Source organism: Vagococcus zengguangii, from assembly GCF_005145005.1.
Taxonomy (GTDB): domain Bacteria; phylum Bacillota; class Bacilli; order Lactobacillales; family Vagococcaceae; genus Vagococcus_A; species Vagococcus_A zengguangii.
In genome coordinates, this window is the sequence record NZ_CP039712.1 from 413,709 (window position 1) to 434,822 (window position 21,114).

The following is a 21,114-nucleotide window of genomic DNA, read 5'->3' on the forward strand; positions in this document are numbered from 1 at the left end:
GCTTGTCTTTAGTTTTTTATTTGCTTATTAATAAATTGGACCACTTGTTCAAATGCTACTTGCGCCTCTGGTTTAGTAAAGTCAAATTGATATTCATGACCTAGCTCTTTATTTTCTTCAAAAAATAGTGATTGATTCTCTATACCTAAGGCTTCTAAACGATCAATCAATGTTTTAGCATGATCAGGGAAAGATAGTTTGTTGCCGTCAGTAATAAAACTAGGTGGGAAATCCTCTGTTAAGTGAGCAGAGATTGACGCCTCATCGATTTGTGGTTCATTTTGCCAATCTTTTTTACCAATTAAGGCCCAGGCGACTGTTCGGTATAAAAACTTAGCTAATACTGATTTGCCATCTGTCTTTTTTAGTTGATTAATTTCATACGGACCACAAAATAGTAAGGCGCCTTTTAGCTGTGAATTATCGATTAGTTTGGGTACCCCTAGTTGTTTGCCGTAAACTAAATTTGTTTGGGTTAGGAGATATTGCGCTGCAATTTGCCCACCAGCAGAATCACCACCCACAAAAATTTTCTCAAGGTCTAGCATGGGAAACTCTTGTGCATTTTCAATAAAATAGCGTGCCATTTGACTAGTTTGGAGTAGCTGACTAGGATAGGGGGCACTTGGAGCTAATTCATAGTTCATAGAAATAATTGCGACTTGAGCACTATCCGCCAAATTAGCAGCATATTCAGCCACACTGTCTTTACTACTAGCAACATAAGCCCCACCATGTATCCAAAAAACAACGGGATATTTTCCGGGCGTTTTTGGGTAATAAATATCAGCGATATTGTTGTCATAGTCCGATGTATATTCGATATCTTTTAGTATATTTATTCTTGTTTGAACGTCTTTCAAGCGTTTTTCATCTGTTACTTCAGGCGTCAGTGAAAAAATATATTGAATGGCGTTGACGGATAATCCAAGGGAATTAACTGCGATAAAGGGTACTAGAATTATTAAGGGGATTAAGCCCCACTTTAGAAGCTTTAACATGATAGGTATCTCCTGTTACATTAGTTTTTTTTATTATAACGTAAATGATTAGAATCATCCGTTTGTTTGATTATTGACTGTCTCGAGTGATAAGATGATTAGCATATCTTCCAATCATTTCGATAATATAGGTCACCGGTAGTTGGGACGTGATATTTGTGTTTTTGTACATTTCAGTATTCGTATAGTAGGGGATATTAACCGTCGATAACTTTGAGATTGTTGAGTTACCACTATTTGTAATCGAGACAATGGTCGTGTTGGTCAAGCTTAATTGATTGATATATTCGATAATGTCACGATTTTCCCCAGAAACTGAGATAATCAGCAGACAAACTTTTTTATTTAATTGAGCTGAGATATTTTCAATTGGTAAATTCATGGGGTCAGTAATGGGTAAAGCCAAATTGAACAATGAGCTAAACAACATCGAAGCATAGCTAGCCATGACACCAGATGTGCCGATACCAATACATAGAATAAGATCGGAATCAGCTAAGATATTGGCTGCTTCTTCAATAGGTTGTTGAAAATCAAGCGAATTAGTTCGCTTTAAAAACTCAATATAAGGTAATTCGTCAGCTAACTGAATCGCCTCACTACGCTCTTGCTGTTCAGCGACGTACATTTGTAATTTTAATTTAAAATCAGCAAATCCTTGGCAACCAAATTTTTTACAAAATCGTAAAATGGTGGTGGTACTAACATGCGTCGCACTAGCTAAATCACGAATGCGCATGTAAATGACTTTATCAATATTTTGGGTGATGTAATGATAAATATCGATTTCTAATTGATTCAACTCAACTTGATGAGATAAAAATAACATCTTGTTACCTCCCTATTAAATATAACAACTTGTTTTATTATAAATGAGAGGAAAGAAGAGGTCAAATAAAGGCACAATTCGCCTGTTTAGTGTTGTAACAAGATGTTTTTTGTTTGTAACAAATTACAACTAATGTGACTTGTTAGTAAAAGGTTGCAAACGGTTTACTTTTGGTACATAACTTCATATAGTAGAGATAGCAGAACAACTAGGAGGTAAGCACATGGCAAAAAAATTAAAAATTGTCACAATTGGTGGAGGATCAAGTTATACACCGGAATTAGTGGAAGGGTTTATTAATCGTTATGAACAATTACCGTTAAGTGAATTATGGTTAGTCGATGTTGAAGCCGGAAAAGAAAAATTAGAAATCGTTGGTGAGATGGCCAAACGTATGGTTAAAGCGGCTGGCTTACCAATTGAGGTACATTTAACATTAGACCGTCGTGAAGCCTTAAAGGACGCGGACTTTGTTACCACTCAAATGCGTGTTGGGTTACTTGATGCACGTATTTTGGATGAACGTATTCCATTAAGTCATGGTCTAATCGGTCAAGAAACCAATGGAGCAGGCGGAATTTTTAAAGCGTTAAGAACGGTTCCGGTTATTTTAGAAATTGTGGAAGATATGAAAGAATTATGCCCGGATGCGTGGTTAGTTAACTTCACAAATCCAGCAGGTATGGTGACTGAAGCAGTGTTACGTTACGGTAACTGGGATAAAGTGATTGGCTTATGTAATATTCCAGTTAATGCCGTTTACCAAGAGACGGAATTATTGGGCGAACAACTAGGCGATGTTTTCTTCCAATTCGCAGGGATTAATCATTTACACTGGCATACGGCGGTGGATAAAAACGGCGTGGACCGTACCCAAGAGTTAATTAAAAAAATGTACGGTAACGATGAAAACCAATCAATTGTTGCCAATATTAAAGATAACAGCTTGATTTATGAACAAGTGGAAAACTTAGAAATGATCCCATGTCCATATCATAACTACTACTACTACACCGATAAAATGTTAGCCGAAGAATTAGAAGACTTCAAAGCAAATGGTACCCGTGCCGAAAAAGTGAAACAAATTGAGCATGAATTGTTTGAACTTTACAAAGATCCTAATTTAGATTACAAACCACAACAATTAGCTGAACGTGGAGGTGCACGCTATTCAGAAGCTGCGTGCGAAGTAATCAATTCTATTTACAATGACACACGTAAAGTGATGACCGTTAGCACACGTAATAACGGCACAATTAAAGACTTACCAGATGAGTCAGCCGTAGAAGTAACGTGTATGATGACCGGAAATGGTCCTGTGCCATTTAACTTTGGGCACTTCAGTCCAAAACAACGCGGCTTACTTCAAGTGATGAAGTCAATGGAAGAGTTAACACTTGAAGCAGCGGTAACGGGTGACCGTGGTACGCTACTACAAGCGTTCACGATGAATCCTTTAATTACAAGTGGTGATGTGGCAAAACAAGTCATGGATGAAATGTTAGAAGCACACAAACAATATTTACCAGCTTTTTTCAAATAAAATAAAAAGTAGCGCGGCTCGTTTAGCCGCGCTACTTTGCATTTTACTGTGAATTAAATATCGCTTGGGTGATAGGTTAAACCTAAATCACTGACTTCTGAAACATTGTAAGCCATCACGAAGGCTTGTGGATCGATTTGACTAATCGCTTGTTTCAAGACAGGATACTCTTTGTCTGATGTAACAATTAATTTCATCGTGTCGCGTTTGTTTTCTTCACCGGATTGGACGGTAAACATCACTAATGTCTGAACAGTGATGGCGTCCATTTTTTCACGGAATTCAGTTGGATCCATGCTAGTAACGATAATAATCGCTTTTTTGCGGTTAATCCCGGTTTCTAAATAGGTCATCACAACTGACGTAATCGCAATCGAAATAAGGGCGAAGAAGAACGATTCAATCCCGAAAATATATAAGCTTAGACAAACGACAATGGCATCTGATACTAATAGGCCAATTGATGGGCTAATATGGAAGAATTTTTCAAGAATTAGTGGTGGAATGGTTGTTCCGCCAATTGAGGCTTGAATGTTATACAAAATGGATACACCAATAGCCCAACCGATACTTCCAATAATAATTGATAAAAATCGATCACTAACGACCATATATTCCGGCAACATTCCTAAGAATACTGGGAAAGCAATCGCTCCAATTAAGGTATTAAAAAAGTATTCTTTTCCTAAAAAGAGTGCTGCAAGTACTAATACCACAATGTTGAAAATTAATACTGTAATGGAGCGGTCAATATTTAACGCATATTCTATGATAACCCCCAAACCACTTGCGCCACCTGCTGCTACATGATGCGGGCTCATAAATAAGTTAACACTGGCTGCTAAAATTAGCGCACTGATTAAAATCAAACCTACTCTTTTAATTTGTTTTACCATCTACTCATCCTTTATATGTTTATTTTTTGACACTTAAAGGTAAATTATACATTAACTTAAGAGTACTTGTTATTTATTTTTATTAATTGCTAAGAAAATTTAATAAATGGATGAGTGATTTTATTTTTCATGAGCTAAAACAGCGTTCTTAATTTGATGAACCAATGATTCCGTTTCATTTTGGCGTGTGATGAGATAAAGCGGTCGTTGTGCTACAACATGATTGATAGGGATTGTACTATCAGTTGGGATAAAAAGTTTTGAAAGAACCGTTTGTCCAATCCCTTCTTTTAGTAAGGCGAGCATCATCTCGTTACTATTGACGTGGATAAATTCGGGTTGTAAGTTATTTTTTTTTAAGTAATCATTTTGATAACGGTAAGTGCCTGAACTAGGTTCACGCAGTAGCCAATAAGGTGAGTGCACTTGACCACAATGGACTAATTGATCTTCATAAAAAAATTCGCGCTTAATCGCTGAATCAAGCAAGTCATCTTCAATAAAGCCAATATCCGCTTGATAGTGTTTAATCATTTTTTGAGCGGATTGTGAGTTTGTTTCAACTAAATGGAAATTAACTTGTGGAAATTTCTCGAGCAAACGAGTTAATAGTTTTGGAAAAACTTTCAGGGCATGGGTATTTGAAAGGGCTATGGTAATGTCTTGCTTAGTTAAAGGCATGTCCTTTGCTTCTAGTTCGAGTTGGTGCCAGGTCTGTTTTAAGACTTGGAGTTTTGGGTATAAATAATCGGCTTGTTCAGTTGGTATTAATTGATGATTACCTCCTCGCGTGAAGAGGGTGACATCGAAGTGCTGTTCTAATTTTTTGATATGGACCGAGACAGCCGGTTGAGAAATGAATAGTTGTTCAGCAGCTTTCGTAAAACTTCTTGTTTCGTATACAGCTAGGAACGTATCAATTAATGCAAACATGGGTAGACGCCTCCTATTATTAATAAATGTAATAATGATTATCGTAATTATTTTCTTTAATAATAACTCTCCTACTTTTATACTTCAAGTATACAGAAAAGGAAGTGAGCGGCATGAAAGAGTTATTAAAAATTATTCCGATACCAATGGGCGGCTTGATGTTGGGAATGGCCTCTTTAAGTTCGTTGTTAATGTCTGGGCCATTGAAAATATTAGCAGAATTATTACTTGTCTTTGCAACGTTAGGTTGTGCATTACTATGGTTAAAAATATTTTGGCTATTACCTGATGTGAGAGCAAGTTTAAAAAATCCAGTGATTGCGTCAGTTTTCCCCACGATTATTATGGCATCGATGATTCTAGTTTCACTCTGGGGAAAAGTCTTGTTAGTAACTACTCAGCCACTAATGAAAAATTTATGGCTAATACTTATAGTAGGGCACTATGTGTGGTTGCTGGCTTTTTTTTATCAACAAGTTATTAAGAAACAAGTTAAGATAAATGCGATTATGCCAAGTTGGTTTATTGTTTTTGTGGGAATCGGAGTAGCAGCCAGTACAGGCATGGTTTTTTATCCACTAGTTGCCAAAATAAGTTTAATCAGCGCTTTAATGGGTTATGTCCTATTGTTACCAGTGATGATAGTAAGAATTTTTAAAATAAAAACATTTGAACCAGAGCAATGGCCACTAGTTACGATTTTAGCGGCACCAGGTTCGTTATGTTTAGTAGGCTTACTGACGGTTTATGGCGCTCAATATACGAAGTTAGCGTTAGCGCTATTAGTTATTTCTCAAGGTTTATATGTTGTCGCATTATGCTTGCTACGTCTAAAATTTCAACCGACTTTTTATCCAAGTTACGCGGCGTATACATTTCCTTTAGTCATTTCGGCGATAGCTTTAACCAAATATACAGACTGTTTTCTACAAGGTAGTCGTTATTATTCGTTGATGAGAGTGTGTAGTTTGCTTGAACAAAGTCTAGCAATCGTGGCAGTTATTTTTGTGGCAGCTTGTTATGTTAATTATCTAAAAAAACAGTTACGAATAAATAAAAAAACGAAGGTGTCCTATCATTAGGCACCTTCGTTTTTGGTTTGAATAAGTTGACCATTTTCAAAATGTAACAAACGATCACAAGCTAGGGACATAAATTCTTGGTCGTGACTGATCACTAGGACGAAGACACCACGGTCACGGAGCCAGGTCAGTGTTTCACTAAATTCTTTCATGTGACGATAATCAAGTCCACTCGTTGGTTCGTCAAAAATAATCAGTTGTTTACCAGAAAGAAGTGCGCTAGCAATTGCGACACGCTGTTTTTCCCCACCTGACAAGGTTTGAGGGTGACGTGTTAACAAGTGAACCAAATTTAATTTTTCCACAACTTGGTCAAATAAATTCCCGTCAACTGGTGTCAGCGTAAGTTCTTTTTCCACAGTTTCAAAGAATAATTGTAAATTGACATCTTGCATAACTAAGAAACTTTGATTAATTAAGGCTTTTTTTGACAATTTTTTACCATTTAGGGAAATTTTCCCAGACTTAGGTTTTAATAGACCTGTTAATAACTTTGAAAATGTAGATTTTCCAGCCCCGTTATGCCCAACAATCCCGATGATTTCTTGGTTACTAAATTCTAAGAAGGGAATAGAAAGTGATCGTTCGCTCTTAGCGTGATAACGATAGCTAATGCTTTCTAACTGGATAACTTGGGCTTTTTTAGTCTCATTTGTTAGAGCTATATCATCTGTATTGTTTGAAGTAAAGGGATGAATGGCACGTAAGCCAAGCATATGTAGCTCATGATTGCTTAATTGTTGAAAGTTTTGAGCTGAGAATTCTTTTGTTATTTTTCCATGTTCCATCAAAATAAAACGATCCGCTAAGGGGAGCAAATAATCCAAGCGATGTTCCGCAATGATGATGGTGACACCAGCAGCTTTCATTTGTTGAAGCGCTACTAGTAGTTTTTGTTGCGTTTGGCTATCAAGATTACTTGAGGGCTCATCTAGTAAAAACAGTGAATGTGGCATCATACTACTAGAAGTAAAGGCAATTAATTGCTTTTCCCCACCGGATAAGTTTAACATCTGACGGTCAATAAACGGCTCTAATCCTAATTCAGCTGTTTTATCAGCTAGACGTTGTAACATGTCCACTCGTTCCATTCCATAATTCTCCATTGGAAAAGCCAGTTCTGAATATACATCGCTCGTAAAAAATTGTGTTTTTGGATTTTGAAAAACAACCCCAAGCTGTTCGACATAAGCATAAAAATCAGTTGGTGGAACAGTTTGTTTGCCAACTGTTAGTTTACCTGTTAGTTGCCCGTCATATAATTCTGGAATTAAGCCGGCCAATAGGTTGATTAGCGTAGATTTACCACTACCACTCGGACCGGTTATGATGACACATTCGCCCGGTGTAATAGCCAAATTCAGGTCATCTAATATCTTTGTGTTATTCATTGTAACGGAGAGATTGTGAGCGTTAATCATAAAGTAAATCCTCCAATCCCTAATAAAATAATGACTAGGCACAGCAGGTAGTCATACCAGGCGAATTTAATGGGATAAATACTTGATTGCGGCGCTGGATTTCCTAGACCTCGCGTTAAAGAAGCAGCCGATAAATCGAGTGAAATATTCTCAGTCGACATTAGTAACGGGACGACTAAATGTTCAATTGTACGAAACGGATGGCGAATCAAGTCCCAATAAGAATGAACAATCCCTCTAAATTTCATCGCGTTGTGTAGATGTTTGAAATCTTGCATAAAGGTTGGAAAAAATCGGAATAATACCGCTAGCGGGACAATAATTGAAAAAGGGAAGTGCCATTTTTTTAAAGTGGCAATCCACTGACTGGTTTTGGTCTTGTTAGCGGCAAACCCAGCGGCCATAATCGTCGGGAAGAAACGTCTTAAGACGATAAATCCAAACGAAATAAAGGTGATAAAGGGTTGGTTAATATAGTTCAACAACCAGTCACTAAACCATAGGATAAATAAACAACTCAGGTAGTAAAAAAGCCCTCGTTTCCAGCTACCTTCTAAACAGAATAATAGAAAGAGTAGGGTCATAAAGGCTAGTTCGATTGTTAAGTCAAAGCGAAACATCAAAAGTAAGCTAGCAAATAAAACAGTCACTAGCTTACTGCGGGGATCAAATTTAACGGATAATGTTCTCATTTTTTTGTCCTTTTGTTTTGGCAAAATGTTTTTGGTAAATTTTGTTAGCAAACCATAAACCAATCACGCTACATACAATAATAGATAAAATAATTAAGATAAACGTTGTCGTGTTAACAGGTTTCAAAATTTCAACAATGTAACTCGCATCTTTTCCTTTGTTTGCTAAGGCTTCTTTGTAAGCATCCTGCATGAACCACATTGGCAAAATAGGGCCCGTTAAGCTGAAGTTGAAAATAGTATAGCCTAAAAGAGTACGTGCTTTTTCAGGTAAAGTTGTTTTGTGTTGAATGATATCAGCTAAGAAACCACAAACAATACTTGGAATAAATGACAAGGCAAAATAACCAGAAAACATGAAGAAAGCGGCATTGACTAACCCTAAAATCGTAATGGCACCAAATTTAGGAATACGGTGAGTCATTAACAAATAAACAATTCCTGCTACAAGTGCTGTGCCACTAGGGATGAAGATGTAACTAAAAATACCAAATCCCATGTGTAAAGCAAAAACGGCTAGAGCCATTAATAAATAATAAATAGCGGCATAAATACCAACTGAGATTAAATCTTGAACTTTAAAGTGTTTCATAAATAAGTGTTCTCCTTTAACAAAATAAATAGTGCACAATCTGTAGTTTAACATAAATCATAAAAAGATAGGCAGTAAAAACGATTGAAATACGAAAAAAATATGAACAAAAAAAGTTTTTTTAGTGAACTCAGATGGATAAATCAACTTTTTTTTCAAATATGTCGTTTATAGTTATTAGAAAACCTTGATATCACGGTGCTTTATTAAAAAGTAATGTGCAAAAAGGTTTGATTTGCACAAAATTGCCATTAACGTTTAATTTTGATAGAATAACATATCGTTTAAGGGGGAAATCAATGGATAAAAAATTAGAAAAGAAAATGTCTACTAAACATATAACGATGCTCGCATTAGGAGGGGCAATTGGTGCTGGTTTATTTAAAGGGAGTGGTGAAGCAATTGGAATTGCTGGTCCTGCAGTATTAATTAGTTATTTATTAGGTGGCTTATTATTATTTGTTGTGATGTATGGCTTAGGCCAAATGGTTGTGCACAATAAAAACGGTGAAGGTGGCTTATCGGGTATCCTGAAACCATATTTAGGTGAGCGAACAGGCGACTTCATCGACTGGACGTATTGGATTGTTTGGATGGTAAATATTATCGCTGAAGCAGTCGCTGCTTCAAGTTTCTTGCAATTATGGTTTCCAAGCATTCCAACCTGGGTATTTGTCTTAATCATTGCTTTATTGACGACCATGATTAATTTGTATTCAGTTAGAGTATTTGCAGAGACAGAGTACTGGTTAGCAGTCGCTAAAATTTCGGTTATTATTGTCTTAATTGCTCTAGCTATTATCTTAGTGGTGGGTCAAGTATTCGATGTTGGCGTTCAATCAGCCTTTAGTAATTTGACGAATAATGGTGGCTTTATGCCAACTGGCTTCAAAGGAATCTTAAGCTCAATGCTGGTCGTGATTTATTCATATGCCGGTTCAGAGATGTTAGCTATTACAGTCAGTGAAACCGAAAATCCTAAAAAAGCTATTCCACAAGCTATTCGTGGGGTAATGGGACGTATCGTTTCATTTTATATTTTACCGTTATTATTCTTATTAGTTATTTACCCATGGGAAACATTGGCCACAAGTCCAGAAAGCCCGTTTGTCTTAGTCTTTGAAAAAATGCGTGTACCGTTTGCAGGTGATTTTGTTAACTTTGTTATTATTTTGGCATTGTTTTCATCAATCAATTCAGGTGTCTATGCCACGTCACGAACGTTATATTTCCGATTGAAAGATCAAACAGGATTTGGTGGAAAACTAGCACAATTAAACAAACAAAATGTGCCACAGCGTGCAGTGTTATTTTGTTCTAGTATCTTATATGCTGGTGTTATCTTATCAATGATTGTTGGCGATAACTTATTCAATTATTTAGTAAGTTCGATTTCATATTCAATGATCATTGTTTGGTTAATTATTACTGCAGCAAGTTTTAAATTATTTAGCGAATTAAAAGCAACCGCTAAACAATGGATGTCGGGGATTGTCATTTTAGTATTGTTTGGTTTATTAATTTCAGTTATTTTGACTAATCCAATCGCTATTACGATTTTCACTACAGCTTTATATATTCTTATTTTAGTTCGTTATCAATTGAATCGAAAATAAGAAGAAGATCGCATTTTTTTATGCGGTCTTTTTTGTTATTTTTTAATGAGCTTTAAAGTTGTTTAAAAAGCATGAATCACTTATACTTACTTTAAGTTAGTTACCTCTTAAAAAGAAAGTAGGAAAATAAGATGATTAAAGGTAAAGTTTATCCAGTTGAAGGTGCAAGAATCCCTGTTCAAAATCCGTATATTTTAGCGGCGCATCATTTAGATGCCTATCCAGCAGGTAATGGTGAAATGGCACCTATTGAGTTCCCTATTGATTGGGAAAAAGGCAATGATTTTAGTTCAACAAGAGGTTGGAAAATGTATCATGGTGAATATGTACCAGGATTTCCAGCTCATCCACACCGAGGTTTTCAAACGATTACTTATGCGAAAACAGGTTATATAGATCATTTTGATTCACATGGGAATTATGGTCGTTATGGTAATGGGGATGTTCAGTGGATGGTTGCAGGTAAAGGCATGCAACATGCTGAGATGTTTCCGTTAGTAAATACAGATCAACCGAATCCGTTTGAAATTGTCCAAATTTGGCTTAATTTACCGGCGAAAATGAAAATGGTTGAAGGTTCTTACGAGATGCACTGGCGAGAAGAGTTGCCAACTGTAGTATTGGATAAAGAAAAGCCAAGTGAGAATTATTTAAAAGTATTAGCTGGATCATATTTGGATGCGAGTGCACCCAAACCAAGCGAGGTGTCATACGGACATGATGAAAATCATTACGTTAATATTTGGGAAGGACAATTGGAACAGGGCAAAACCTTAACTATTCCACAATTTCCAGAAGAAGTACCGGTTCAATTATTCATCCGTTCAGGTGAAGTAAGCGTTGATGGTAATAAAATTACTGCCCCATCTTTATTGGTTTATACATCGGATAGTGATGTCGATTTTACAGTAACAGAGGCGCTTGACTTCATGGTGTTTACTGGCAAAACGATTGACGAAGAAGTATTTGCTTATGGTCCATTTGTTATGACAACACGTGAAGAAGTCGTTGAAGCGTATAATGATTTTGAGCGTACAGAATTTGGTGGTTGGCTGTGGGAAAGTGGTGCGCCGATTATTCCCGCCGATGAAGGAAGATTTTCAGTTAATAACCATGGACAAGAAAGAAGGACACCTCCTACACAATAAAGGGTAGTAATTTAATAAAAATAAAAAAAGTTTGTGATTTTTATTACACAAACTTTTTTTATTTGCTTTTATATAGGAAGAGTTAAATTAAACTTCTACGCTTGTGAAGAAAATCGTCAATTATAGTCTATTTTTTCTGCTGAATGAGCAAGCATCATCGATGAATCGTTTTTTTTATTTTGTTATAGTCAAGCTCGTTGGGGGAATTCAAAAAATATTTGAGGGAATTCAACTAATAAATATAAGGAGGTAAACAAAATGAAAGTAGTAGTAGTCGGCTGTACCCATGCTGGAACAGCAGCAGTCAAAAATATTTTAGCAAATAATCCAGAAGCAGATGTTACCGTTTTCGAACGTAATGACAATGTTTCGTTTTTATCATGCGGTATCGCATTATATGTTGGGGGTGTTGTGAAGAACGCTCAAGATTTATTTTATTCAAGTCCAGAAGAATTAGCTTCTTTAGGTGCCAAACTTCACATGGAGCATGAAGTAACAGCAATTGATGTGGAGCAAAAAGTTGTCACATCAAAAGATTTAACTACTGGAGAGGTATCGGAAACAGCATATGATAAATTAGTCATGACAACAGGCTCATGGCCAATCACACCGCCAATTCCAGGACGTGAATTGGACAATGTCTTACTATGTAAAAACTACAATCAGGCTAAAGAAATCATCGCCAAAGCTGATAACGCACAAAAAGTCGTCGTTGTTGGTGGGGGTTATATTGGGATTGAGCTTGTGGAGGCTTTTGTAGAATCGGATAAAGAAGTGACGTTAGTTGATGGTTTAGATCGTATTTTAAACAAATATTTAGATGCGGGTCATACAAATATTTTGGAAGAGTTCTTACGTGAAAAAGGTGTAAAGGTCGCGTTGAATGAAACAGTTTCAGAATTTGTAGCAGGCGAGAAAGGGCAATTAACAGCCGTAAAAACCAATGAGGGTGCTTATGAGGCGGATTTGGCGATTTTATGTGTAGGTTTCCGCCCACAAACAGAATTATTAAAAGATAAAGTGGAGATGTTACCAAACGGTGCGATTATCGTTGATGAATTTATGAAAACGAGCCAGCCAGATATTTTTGCAGCTGGAGATAGTGCTGTTGTGAATTACAATCCAACGAATAAGTCAAATTATATTCCGCTGGCAACTAATGCTGTTCGACAAGGAATGATTGTTGGCGCTAATATTAGTGGTGATCATTTAGCCTATCGTGGTACGCAAGGAACGTCGGGCTTGTACTTATTTGGTTGGACAATCGGTTCAACCGGAATGACTTTAGGTAATGCGTTACAAGCAGGGATAAATGCAGAAGCGGTTTGGTTTGAAGATAACTATCGTCCGGAATTCATGCCAACCACCGAAAAAGTTTACATGCAATTAGTGTATGACAAAGACACGTATGTGATTTTGGGTGGGCAATTAATGTCTAAATATGATATTACGCAATCAGCCAATACCTTATCAGTTGTTGTTCAAAATAAAATGACGGTAGAAGATTTGGCGTTACAAGATTTCTTCTTCCAACCACATTTTGATCGTCCGTGGAATTACTTAAATTTGTTGGCACAAGCAGCATTAAAGCAACTGTCAGAAGCATAATTTAGTCGTTAACCAATATTAAAGTGCCTGTTCTAAACGATGAACAGGCACTTTTTATGTCATTAATTATTTTTTTAAGTAGGTGGTTATTTTATGAAATATTATTTTCAAAACAATCTATTTATATTGAAATATTATTCCTTTTGTCTTATAATAAATGAAAAGAACGTTTTTATTAAGGAGACTAGGATGAATTTAGATAATTTAACAACTGAAAAAAGAAATTCACGAACCACTCATTTAGATGAAATGTCGACACAAGAGATTTTAATGATTATGAATGAAGAGGATGCTAAAGTACCATTAGCGATTAAAGAAAGCTTAGCTCAAATTGAACAAGTCGTACACAAAATTATTGAGTCTTTTAAACAAGGTGGGCGTCTAATTTATATTGGTGCAGGCACGAGTGGTCGACTAGGTATTTTGGATGCTGTAGAATGTGTGCCGACCTTTGGAACGAAGCCGGAACAAGTCCAAGGTTTAATTGCAGGTGGCTTAGATGCTATGATGGTTGCGGTTGAAGGAGCTGAAGATTCTGAATCTTTAGCACAAACTGATTTAGCAGCGATAGGATTGAATGAAACGGATATCGTAATTGGTATTGCAGCAAGTGGCCGTACTCCCTATGTCATCGGTGGTTTGGAATATGCCAAAGAAGTCGGCGCGACTCGAGCGACTGTAGCATGTAATAAAAATGCCAAAATCAGCCAATATGCGGAGTTCCCAATTGAAGTTGAAGTCGGCGCTGAAATCTTAACAGGTTCCACTCGTTTAAAATCTGGTACAGCTCAAAAATTAGTATTAAATATGTTATCAACTGCTTCTATGATAGGAATTGGAAAAGTCTATAAAAATCTGATGGTGGATGTCCAACCTACCAACGAGAAATTAGTTGAACGTGCTAAACGAATTATTATGGAAGCAACGGAATGTTCTTATGAAGTAGCGAGTCAAAAGTATCTTGAAGCTAATCAAGAGGTGAAATTAGCTATTGTGATGATTTTAACGGATAGTACGAAAGAAGTGGCGGCTGAAAAATTAATCGCGGGTCAAGGTTTTGTTAGAAAAGCGATCAACTAATTATTTTTGTTGTTAAAAAAAGTTTTTTTGTATTAATTTTTTTCGAATTTTAAGAGAAGTACGGTATAATGTTTAGGACTAAAACATTATACCGTTTTTTAGAATATAAATAGAACAAGGAGGGATTTTGTGAGTTTAGATGGTAAACATATCCATAATCGTGTACTAAGTGTCCAATCAACCTTATCAAAAGCAGAACGTAAAATTGCTGATTATATTTTGAATGAGCCACAAGCAGCGATTACGATGACTGCTAGTCAGCTAGCCAAAGCGTCTGATACATCACCAGCATCTGTTATTCGCTTTTGCCGTTCGATTGGGATTAGTAGTTTTACTGAATTAAAAGTAAAATTATCGGCTGAGCTAGATGCACCAAGCGTTTCATCCTATTCAGATATTACACCCAACGAATCACCTGATACCATTAAAAATAAATTATTGAACAATGCCATTCATACTTTGACCGAAACGGTCCAATTAATGGATGAGTCTGTGAATGCGACAGTTGATGCGCTTTATCAAACGGATATGTTATTTGTGTATGGGATTGGGGCATCTGGTATTGTAGCAGAAAATATTGCTCAAAAATTTAATCGTGTCGGCAAGACAGCAATGGCCTTTCAAGATCATCACTTACTATTAACGACAATGTCTTCGTTAGGTAAAAACGGCTTATTAATGGTCGTTTCTAATTCTGGTGAAACATCAGAGATTCTACACATTGTCAAAATCGCTAAACAAATAGGCTGTCAAACAGTAGGTGTCACACAATTTGGTAAAAGCCCACTAAATCAGCTAGTTGATTGGTCGTTACACACCTATAATGCTAACGAAGGAAACTTCAGAAGTGCCGCAACAAGTTCATTATTGAATCAATTTATGGTTATTGATATTTTGTTCTATAATTATGTGACGAAGTATTATCAGGAATTTGAAGAGAAAATTGTCAATTCACGTGAGATGATTCAATTATTTGAAGATTTAATTAAATAAGAATAAAGGAGTGGTTGTTGCCAAACGACCACTTTTTGCGTTAAGATTTAACTGAGAGGAGGGTTAAGTATGAAAATGACCAAGGAAGATATTCATCAAGCAACGAGAAATTTGCTTTTAATTGGAGGGTATGATTACTTAACCTTCGCTAAACTATCACAAGAGTTGGGAGTAACGCGTCCAGCTCTATATAAACATTATCCTACTAAAGATGAGTTGATTTTGGCGATGATGTCAGCTGAAATGACGTCATTTCTGGAGGATATGCCTGCTCTAATTGCTTCGAAGCCTACAGATATTTTGACAGTATTACTCAATAAGTTTTTAGAATTTGCGGATATTCACCGATTGTTAGAAAGCTTATACCGAATTGACTATGAAACGCGTCAAAAATTCCCTGATAGGATGTTAGCATTAAAACAGGCACATGAGATGTTTAAAGACTATTTAGATCAATTAATTGATCAAGCTAAAGCACAAAATGTCTTTAATAATGAGCTACCTAATGAATGGATTGTTAAGTTTTTAATGAACGCTATCCATATGATTGAAGACCGTCAAAACATTGAAGAAATTGATATTGTAAAAAAACTACTATTACATGGTCTAGCAAAACACGAAGATGAATAATATTAAGAAGTACAGTCTAAATGGGCTGTACTTTTTGTTTTTATAAGATGACTTGGCTGAAAAACTGTTGGCGAAAAAGTATATAACAGAAAAAACAAAATAATAGACAATGTTATCTTGCTTCTTTATAATAAAAGTTACGTTATAGTAACTTTTATTTTTATGAGGAGGAAAACAATGTATTTAGCATGGAACGAAATTAAACGCAACAAAGGCAAATATACCATGATTACCTTAATCGTCTTGTTGATCACGTGGTTAGTGTTCTTATTAACAGGGCTTGGTAATGGATTAAATGCTTTAAACGCGGCAGCAATTCAAAATATAAACGGGGATCATTTAGTATTTGCTAAAGATTCAGATAACAAATTCACCAAATCAACATTTTCTGGTGAAGACTTAACAGAGATTAAAGCAGTTAAGGGTATTGAAGATGCAACGTTAATGGGTTCACACATGTCTTCAGCTACTAATGAAACAAACGGTAGCGACAAAAAAGTCGATATAACGGTTGTAGGGATTACTAACAACTCATTTATCGAACCTAAGGTCACTGAAGGGGTAGCACTTAATAAAGCAAACCATAACGACGTGATTGTTGCGGATGCCATTAAAAACGAAGGCTACAAATTAGGCGATGAAATCAAAATTTCAGGTTCTGACGAGATTTTCACCATTGTCGGCTTTGTAGAAAAAAATACGTTCAACCATTTACCAACTGTTTGGTTACCGTTAGCAACATGGCAAGAAATGCGTTATGCAGCGCCAGGTTCTGATGATGGTCAAAAAAATCCAGTTAATACGGTTGTCTTACAAACAAATGACGACTTTAAACCTGAAAATTTAGAAAAAGAAGTAAAAGGTGTGCAAGTCGCTACAAGAAAACAAGCTGTAGCCTCAATGCCTGGTTATAAAGAAGAAAACGGGACCATCATGTTAATGTTAGCTTTCTTAGTTGCTATTTCTGCAGTGATTATCGGGGTATTCTTCTATGTGTTAACAATGCAAAAAATCCCACAATTTGGTGTCATGAAAGCTATCGGCGCAAGCAATGGCTTCATTTCAAAAATTGTGGTAGGGCAAGTAACCATCATTACCTTAATTGGTATTATCTTAGGTGCTTTAGCAACTTATGGTATCGCAGTGATTTTACCAGCCGGTATGCCATTTGCTTTAGATAACAAAATGGTCTTATTATATGGTTTACTATTGTTTGCTATCAGCTTAATTAGTACGCTATTTTCTGTTAGACAAATTGTCAAAGTCGATCCTTTAATCGCATTGGGGAGAGTGGAATAATGTCAAAATCATTAGAATTAATCAATGTAAGTAAAATTTATCAAGAAGATAATCAAGAACAAGTTATCGCGTTAGATAACGTGTCAATCGAAGTGGAGCCAGGTGAGTTAGTCGCATTAGTTGGTCCTTCAGGTTCAGGTAAAAGTACCTTCTTGTCAATTGCAGGTGCGTTATTACAACCAACAACGGGTGATGTTAAAATCGATGGTCAAAGTTTAACCAGCTTAAATGCTAAACAATTATCAACTTTACGTTTAGATAAAATTGGTTTCATCTTACAATCTTCAAACTTAGTACCTTACTTAACAGTCTTAGACCAATTATTAGTGGTTAGCCGTATGAAAGGCAAAAAAGCCAAAGAAACGGAAGACTTAGCCAAAGAATTATTAAGTGAGCTAGGTTTAGAAAAGCAATTACATAAATTACCACATGAATTATCAGGTGGTCAAAAACAACGTGTTGCCATTGGGCGAGCGTTAATGAATGACCCAGAATTAATTTTAGCCGACGAACCAACGGCAAGCTTAGATTCTAAAAAAGCTTATGAAGTTGTTGAGTTATTAAGAAAAGAAACGAAAAATCGTAATAAAGCCGCGATTATGGTAACCCATGATGAGCGTATGCTAGCGTTTTGTGACCGTGTTTATTACATGAACGACGGTCAGTTATCAACAAAACCTTCACACTAAGCTGTTTAAATCGCCTCTTTTTGCTATAATATACATAGTAAAAGGGGGCGATTTTTTTGAAACAAACTCAAATTAATTGGTTAAAAGAGCATTTTTCTGAAACAAGTGAATACCTAGGGGATGGCTATTATCGTTTTCGTAAGAGTGATGAAGCAAGCTACGAGCTAGCATTCCTAGTGCCATGCGCTTGTGGGTCTAATAATGTCCATCCACAAATTACGTTAGAAAATCACGGGAGTGAATATATTGCGACTAAGCTCATTGATATGGAAGTGACACCACCGATTGTTTTAACACGAAATGGTGAAACCAGTGAGGAAATCGATCAAGCTTTAGCTGACTTGTTGAAAAAATTTGAAGACGTAAAAAAATAAACCGTTGGGACTATAAATGTCCAACGGTTTTTTCTATTCTTTTAGTTATTAAAGGCTTCTTCATATAAGCCAGGTAAGGCTTCAAAATAGGTATCGTAAACTAAGTTAGCGCGGTCCACTAAATTTTCATCGGTTAGCGTCGTATCTGCTTGGTCAAAACGTAACCAACGATAATCACCAGTTTCTTGATCTTTTAAATAAATCATATGCATCATACTTGGTACGGCAATTTTATCTAATTTATAGCCGCTGTTGATAATAAAAACAGTCAACCAATCGGGTAATTGTCCATCATCCTGAACTTCAAACCACATTGTTTGATGGAAATCTTCACCAAAACTACGATTGATTCGGCCATCAGTCGCTTCTAATAATTCAGCAGCAACAGTCGGTTCTAATCGATGACAGTTAGTGCAGCCATGTTTACTAATGACTAATGTCACCACACGTGGTAATTCTGCGGGTAATTCCGGATTATCTTTAAAATTTACATCTAAGGCGTCACTTAATTTTTCTGGATCATAAGAGATATTCCCATAATTAGCGTGTGTGGTTGCATATTCTTCAACTGATTGAATTACGTGTTGGATATTATCAGTTTTATTTAATTGTTGGTAAGTTGCGGCAACTTTTACTTCAGATGTACTGGTGTCTGTTGCTGTAACACTTGATTCAGTAGTTGTTTCAACAGCGGTAGCACAACCGGTTAATAAAACGGTAATTGTTGCTAAGCTTAGGTACCCTATCCATTTCTTTTTCATTATTTGTTCTCACTTTCTAACTGTTAGTGTCCCGTTATTTAAATAACTTCTATTTTAGAATACCAAATTTGTCAATGGTGTCAATAAATCAGTTTCCTAAAGGTTAGGTTGTGATTTTATAACAGCTTGTTCGAACGGAAGAAGAATGGTAAAGGTTGTTCCGACGTGTTCGGCTGATTCTAAAGAAATCGTTCCATATGACATATCAATTATGCGTTTTACTAACGCTAGACCTAGACCATTTCCGAAAGTGTGACGAGTCCTATCACCTTGATAAAATTTATCAAAGGCTTTTTGTCTGACACTATCACTCATGCCAATGCCAGTGTCCCGAATCACGACTTTTATTTGCTCGTTTTCGGTGGTTAATTGCACGTAAATCGAGTCATTTTCTTCAGAAAATTTAATGGCGTTACTAATTAGGTTATTCCAAACTTGAAAAAGAAGAGATTTATTTCCGTAGTAATCGAGGCGGTCCAATTCAAGTTGCAAATCAATTTGTTTTGCGGACCATTCTGGTTCAAGAAAAACAATGACTTGTCGCAGTTGTTCATCCAAACGGAAAAATTCTTTGTCCAGTGGCATCGTGTTGTTTTCAATTTTTGATAATTGTAAAATGTTGCCGGTAAGTGTGGATAATTGATGGACGCTTTGAATAATCATTTGTGTATAATCTTGGCGTTCATAATCTTCAATATGTTCATCTTGCAAAAGTGTTGCATAGCCTTCGATCGCTGTTAAGGGTGTCTTGAACTCATGTGAGACATTGACGATAAAGTCATCGCGCAATGTTTCGATGCTACTTAATTCTTTGGTCATTTTGTTGAAATTCGTGTACAGTTCACGAATTTCCTTTGTATGTTGGTGCTCGTTTAATGCTACATCGAAATCACCTTGAGTGACCTTAGCTAAAGCCGCATTAAAATCTGTTAGCGGTTTTAGAATTTTACGGGCACTACCCGCAGATAAGACAGTCCCTATTAGCACACTGATCGTTAAGATTAACGCGATGGGTAAGTAAGGATGCTGTTTATCAGGGTTGAAAACCTCAATCTGATATAAGAAAATAGCAATCGCGCCCACAATAACAGAGGTCATAATTAATAGTAGAAAAGTGATGAGCGTATAGTGTAACCAAAGAAATGATCGTGTATTTTTTTTCATTAGTGCTTCACCGCCTTATAACCAAGTCCGCGAACCGTTAGAATGTCAAAATCTGTAACATCTTTTAGACGCTCACGAATTCGATTAACATGAACATCAATCGTACGCTCATCGCTGTGACTTTCTAGTCCCCAAAATTCATCCATCAACTGTTGACGAGTGAAAATTTTATTTGGATAAGAAATTAATTTATATAGTATTTGAAATTCTTTTTGGGGTAAAATAATGGCTTCTCCATTAAAATGAACGGTTAAAGAATCATATTCTAGAACAGTGTGTTCTAACTCTATTTTTTTCTCTACTGCAATTTTAGCGCGTTTAAGTAGTGCGCGTACGCGTAAGACGAGTTCGTTGACGTTGATTGGTTTGACCATATAGTCGTCAGCGCCGATGTCAAATCCTTTTTCTAACATTTGATAGGAATCTTTAGCAGTAATCATCAGTACCGGCGTTTCATATTTTGCATCACGTAAGCTTTCAACTAACTCATAACCATCAATTTTTGGCATCATGATATCTGATATGATGAGATCAATGTGCTGGTTTTCAAGAATAGATAACGCTTCCTCACCGTTAAATGCTGAATAGACGTTATATTGATGACGTGTTAGAACTGTGCTAAAGAGCTTATTAAGTTGGGTGTCATCTTCCACAATTAAGATTGAATTCATAATGGTGCGCTCCTTTTATGTATATTTTAATAAAATTAAGATAACAAATCGCAATATTGTTAATAAAGTTTATATTCAGTTAATATTATAGG

At 36.2% G+C, this 21,114-nt stretch carries 21 protein-coding genes; 11 read left to right on the plus strand and 10 right to left on the minus strand.

Annotation, left to right across the window (positions count from 1 at the left end; translation table 11 throughout):
- Positions 1 to 8: 8 nt before the first annotated feature.
- Positions 9 to 1,001 carry an alpha/beta hydrolase gene (locus FA707_RS02005; RefSeq protein WP_136952653.1) on the minus strand — a complete coding sequence of 331 codons (993 nt, stop codon included), beginning with the start codon at positions 999 to 1,001 and terminating at the stop codon, positions 9 to 11.
- Positions 1,002 to 1,071: 70 nt separating this feature from the next.
- On the minus strand, positions 1,072 to 1,830 hold the full coding sequence (locus FA707_RS02010) for a MurR/RpiR family transcriptional regulator (RefSeq protein WP_136952654.1): 759 nt from the start codon (positions 1,828 to 1,830) through the stop codon (positions 1,072 to 1,074).
- A 223-nt stretch (positions 1,831 to 2,053) separates the two neighbouring features.
- Here FA707_RS02010 and FA707_RS02015 point away from each other — a divergent pair, with 223 nt between their 5' ends.
- Entirely contained in the window at positions 2,054 to 3,373 is a 1,320-nt protein-coding gene (locus FA707_RS02015; RefSeq protein ID WP_136952655.1) for a 6-phospho-beta-glucosidase, read from the plus strand.
- A 53-nt stretch (positions 3,374 to 3,426) separates the two neighbouring features.
- Here FA707_RS02015 and FA707_RS02020 read toward each other — a convergent pair whose 3' ends face one another.
- Positions 3,427 to 4,269: a YitT family protein gene (locus tag FA707_RS02020; protein ID WP_136952656.1), complete on the minus strand. Its 843-nt coding sequence runs from the start codon at positions 4,267 to 4,269 to the stop codon at positions 3,427 to 3,429.
- A 120-nt stretch (positions 4,270 to 4,389) separates the two neighbouring features.
- On the minus strand, positions 4,390 to 5,202 hold the full coding sequence (locus FA707_RS02025; protein WP_136952657.1) for a LysR family transcriptional regulator: 813 nt from the start codon (positions 5,200 to 5,202) through the stop codon (positions 4,390 to 4,392).
- Positions 5,203 to 5,315: 113 nt separating this feature from the next.
- Between FA707_RS02025 and FA707_RS02030 the strand changes: the two genes are divergently transcribed.
- Positions 5,316 to 6,284: a TDT family transporter gene (locus tag FA707_RS02030; RefSeq protein ID WP_136952658.1), complete on the plus strand. Its 969-nt coding sequence runs from the start codon at positions 5,316 to 5,318 to the stop codon at positions 6,282 to 6,284.
- On the opposite strand, the gene FA707_RS02035 is transcribed toward FA707_RS02030, so the two are convergent.
- From FA707_RS02035 to FA707_RS02045, 3 genes are read right to left on the minus strand one after another with little or no spacing between them, the layout of a single operon-like run.
- Entirely contained in the window at positions 6,281 to 7,705 is a 1,425-nt protein-coding gene (locus tag FA707_RS02035; RefSeq protein ID WP_136952659.1) for an ABC transporter ATP-binding protein, read from the minus strand. The two genes, FA707_RS02030 and FA707_RS02035, sit on opposite strands and share 4 nt — an antisense overlap.
- Positions 7,702 to 8,397, minus strand: a complete 696-nt coding sequence (locus FA707_RS02040) for an energy-coupling factor transporter transmembrane component T family protein (protein WP_136952660.1) — start codon at positions 8,395 to 8,397, stop codon at positions 7,702 to 7,704. The genes FA707_RS02035 and FA707_RS02040 overlap by 4 nt, the downstream gene beginning before the upstream one ends.
- A complete protein-coding gene (locus tag FA707_RS02045) occupies positions 8,378 to 8,989 on the minus strand; it encodes an MptD family putative ECF transporter S component (protein ID WP_136952661.1) in 612 nt (203 codons plus the stop codon). The genes FA707_RS02040 and FA707_RS02045 overlap by 20 nt, the downstream gene beginning before the upstream one ends.
- A 299-nt stretch (positions 8,990 to 9,288) precedes the next feature.
- On the opposite strand from FA707_RS02045, the gene FA707_RS02050 reads away from it, so the two are divergent.
- The 9 genes from FA707_RS02050 (at position 9,289) to FA707_RS02090 (ending at position 18,426) form a co-directional block, all read left to right on the plus strand.
- Positions 9,289 to 10,605 carry an amino acid permease gene (locus FA707_RS02050; protein ID WP_136952662.1) on the plus strand — a complete coding sequence of 439 codons (1,317 nt, stop codon included), beginning with the start codon at positions 9,289 to 9,291 and terminating at the stop codon, positions 10,603 to 10,605.
- A 131-nt stretch (positions 10,606 to 10,736) separates the two neighbouring features.
- The gene (locus FA707_RS02055) at positions 10,737 to 11,753 is read left to right on the plus strand and encodes a pirin family protein (RefSeq protein WP_136952663.1); all 1,017 of its coding nucleotides are present in this window, start codon (positions 10,737 to 10,739) and stop codon (positions 11,751 to 11,753) included.
- 258 nt (positions 11,754 to 12,011) lie between these two features.
- On the plus strand, positions 12,012 to 13,361 hold the full coding sequence (locus FA707_RS02060; RefSeq protein ID WP_136952664.1) for an FAD-dependent oxidoreductase: 1,350 nt from the start codon (positions 12,012 to 12,014) through the stop codon (positions 13,359 to 13,361).
- 189 nt (positions 13,362 to 13,550) lie between these two features.
- Positions 13,551 to 14,441, plus strand: coding sequence for an N-acetylmuramic acid 6-phosphate etherase (murQ, locus tag FA707_RS02065; RefSeq protein ID WP_136952665.1), 891 nt, complete (start codon positions 13,551 to 13,553; stop codon positions 14,439 to 14,441).
- Positions 14,442 to 14,570: 129 nt separating this feature from the next.
- Entirely contained in the window at positions 14,571 to 15,434 is an 864-nt protein-coding gene (locus FA707_RS02070) for a MurR/RpiR family transcriptional regulator (protein WP_136952666.1), read from the plus strand.
- Between the two features lie 69 nt (positions 15,435 to 15,503).
- Entirely contained in the window at positions 15,504 to 16,064 is a 561-nt protein-coding gene (locus FA707_RS02075) for a TetR/AcrR family transcriptional regulator (RefSeq protein ID WP_136952667.1), read from the plus strand.
- Positions 16,065 to 16,241: 177 nt separating this feature from the next.
- Positions 16,242 to 17,363: an ABC transporter permease gene (locus FA707_RS02080; protein ID WP_168177329.1), complete on the plus strand. Its 1,122-nt coding sequence runs from the start codon at positions 16,242 to 16,244 to the stop codon at positions 17,361 to 17,363.
- On the plus strand, positions 17,363 to 18,052 hold the full coding sequence (locus FA707_RS02085; protein WP_136952669.1) for an ABC transporter ATP-binding protein: 690 nt from the start codon (positions 17,363 to 17,365) through the stop codon (positions 18,050 to 18,052). The genes FA707_RS02080 and FA707_RS02085 overlap by 1 nt, the downstream gene beginning before the upstream one ends.
- Positions 18,053 to 18,108: 56 nt before the next feature.
- Positions 18,109 to 18,426 (plus strand): hypothetical protein, encoded by a 318-nt coding sequence (locus FA707_RS02090; protein ID WP_136952670.1) that lies wholly within the window; start codon positions 18,109 to 18,111, stop codon positions 18,424 to 18,426.
- A gap of 41 nt (positions 18,427 to 18,467) precedes the next feature.
- On the opposite strand, the gene FA707_RS02095 is transcribed toward FA707_RS02090, so the two are convergent.
- The 3 genes from FA707_RS02095 to FA707_RS02105 all read right to left on the minus strand — a co-directional run bounded on the left by FA707_RS02095 (position 18,468) and on the right by FA707_RS02105 (position 21,022).
- A complete protein-coding gene (locus tag FA707_RS02095) occupies positions 18,468 to 19,187 on the minus strand; it encodes a hypothetical protein (RefSeq protein ID WP_136952671.1) in 720 nt (239 codons plus the stop codon).
- A gap of 96 nt (positions 19,188 to 19,283) precedes the next feature.
- Positions 19,284 to 20,351 carry a HAMP domain-containing sensor histidine kinase gene (locus FA707_RS02100; protein ID WP_136952672.1) on the minus strand — a complete coding sequence of 356 codons (1,068 nt, stop codon included), beginning with the start codon at positions 20,349 to 20,351 and terminating at the stop codon, positions 19,284 to 19,286.
- Complete coding sequence (locus tag FA707_RS02105) at positions 20,351 to 21,022, minus strand: response regulator transcription factor (RefSeq protein ID WP_136952673.1); 672 nt, start codon at positions 21,020 to 21,022, stop codon at positions 20,351 to 20,353. Before FA707_RS02105 ends, FA707_RS02100 begins: the two co-directional genes overlap by 1 nt.
- Between the last annotated feature and the right edge of the window lie 92 nt (positions 21,023 to 21,114).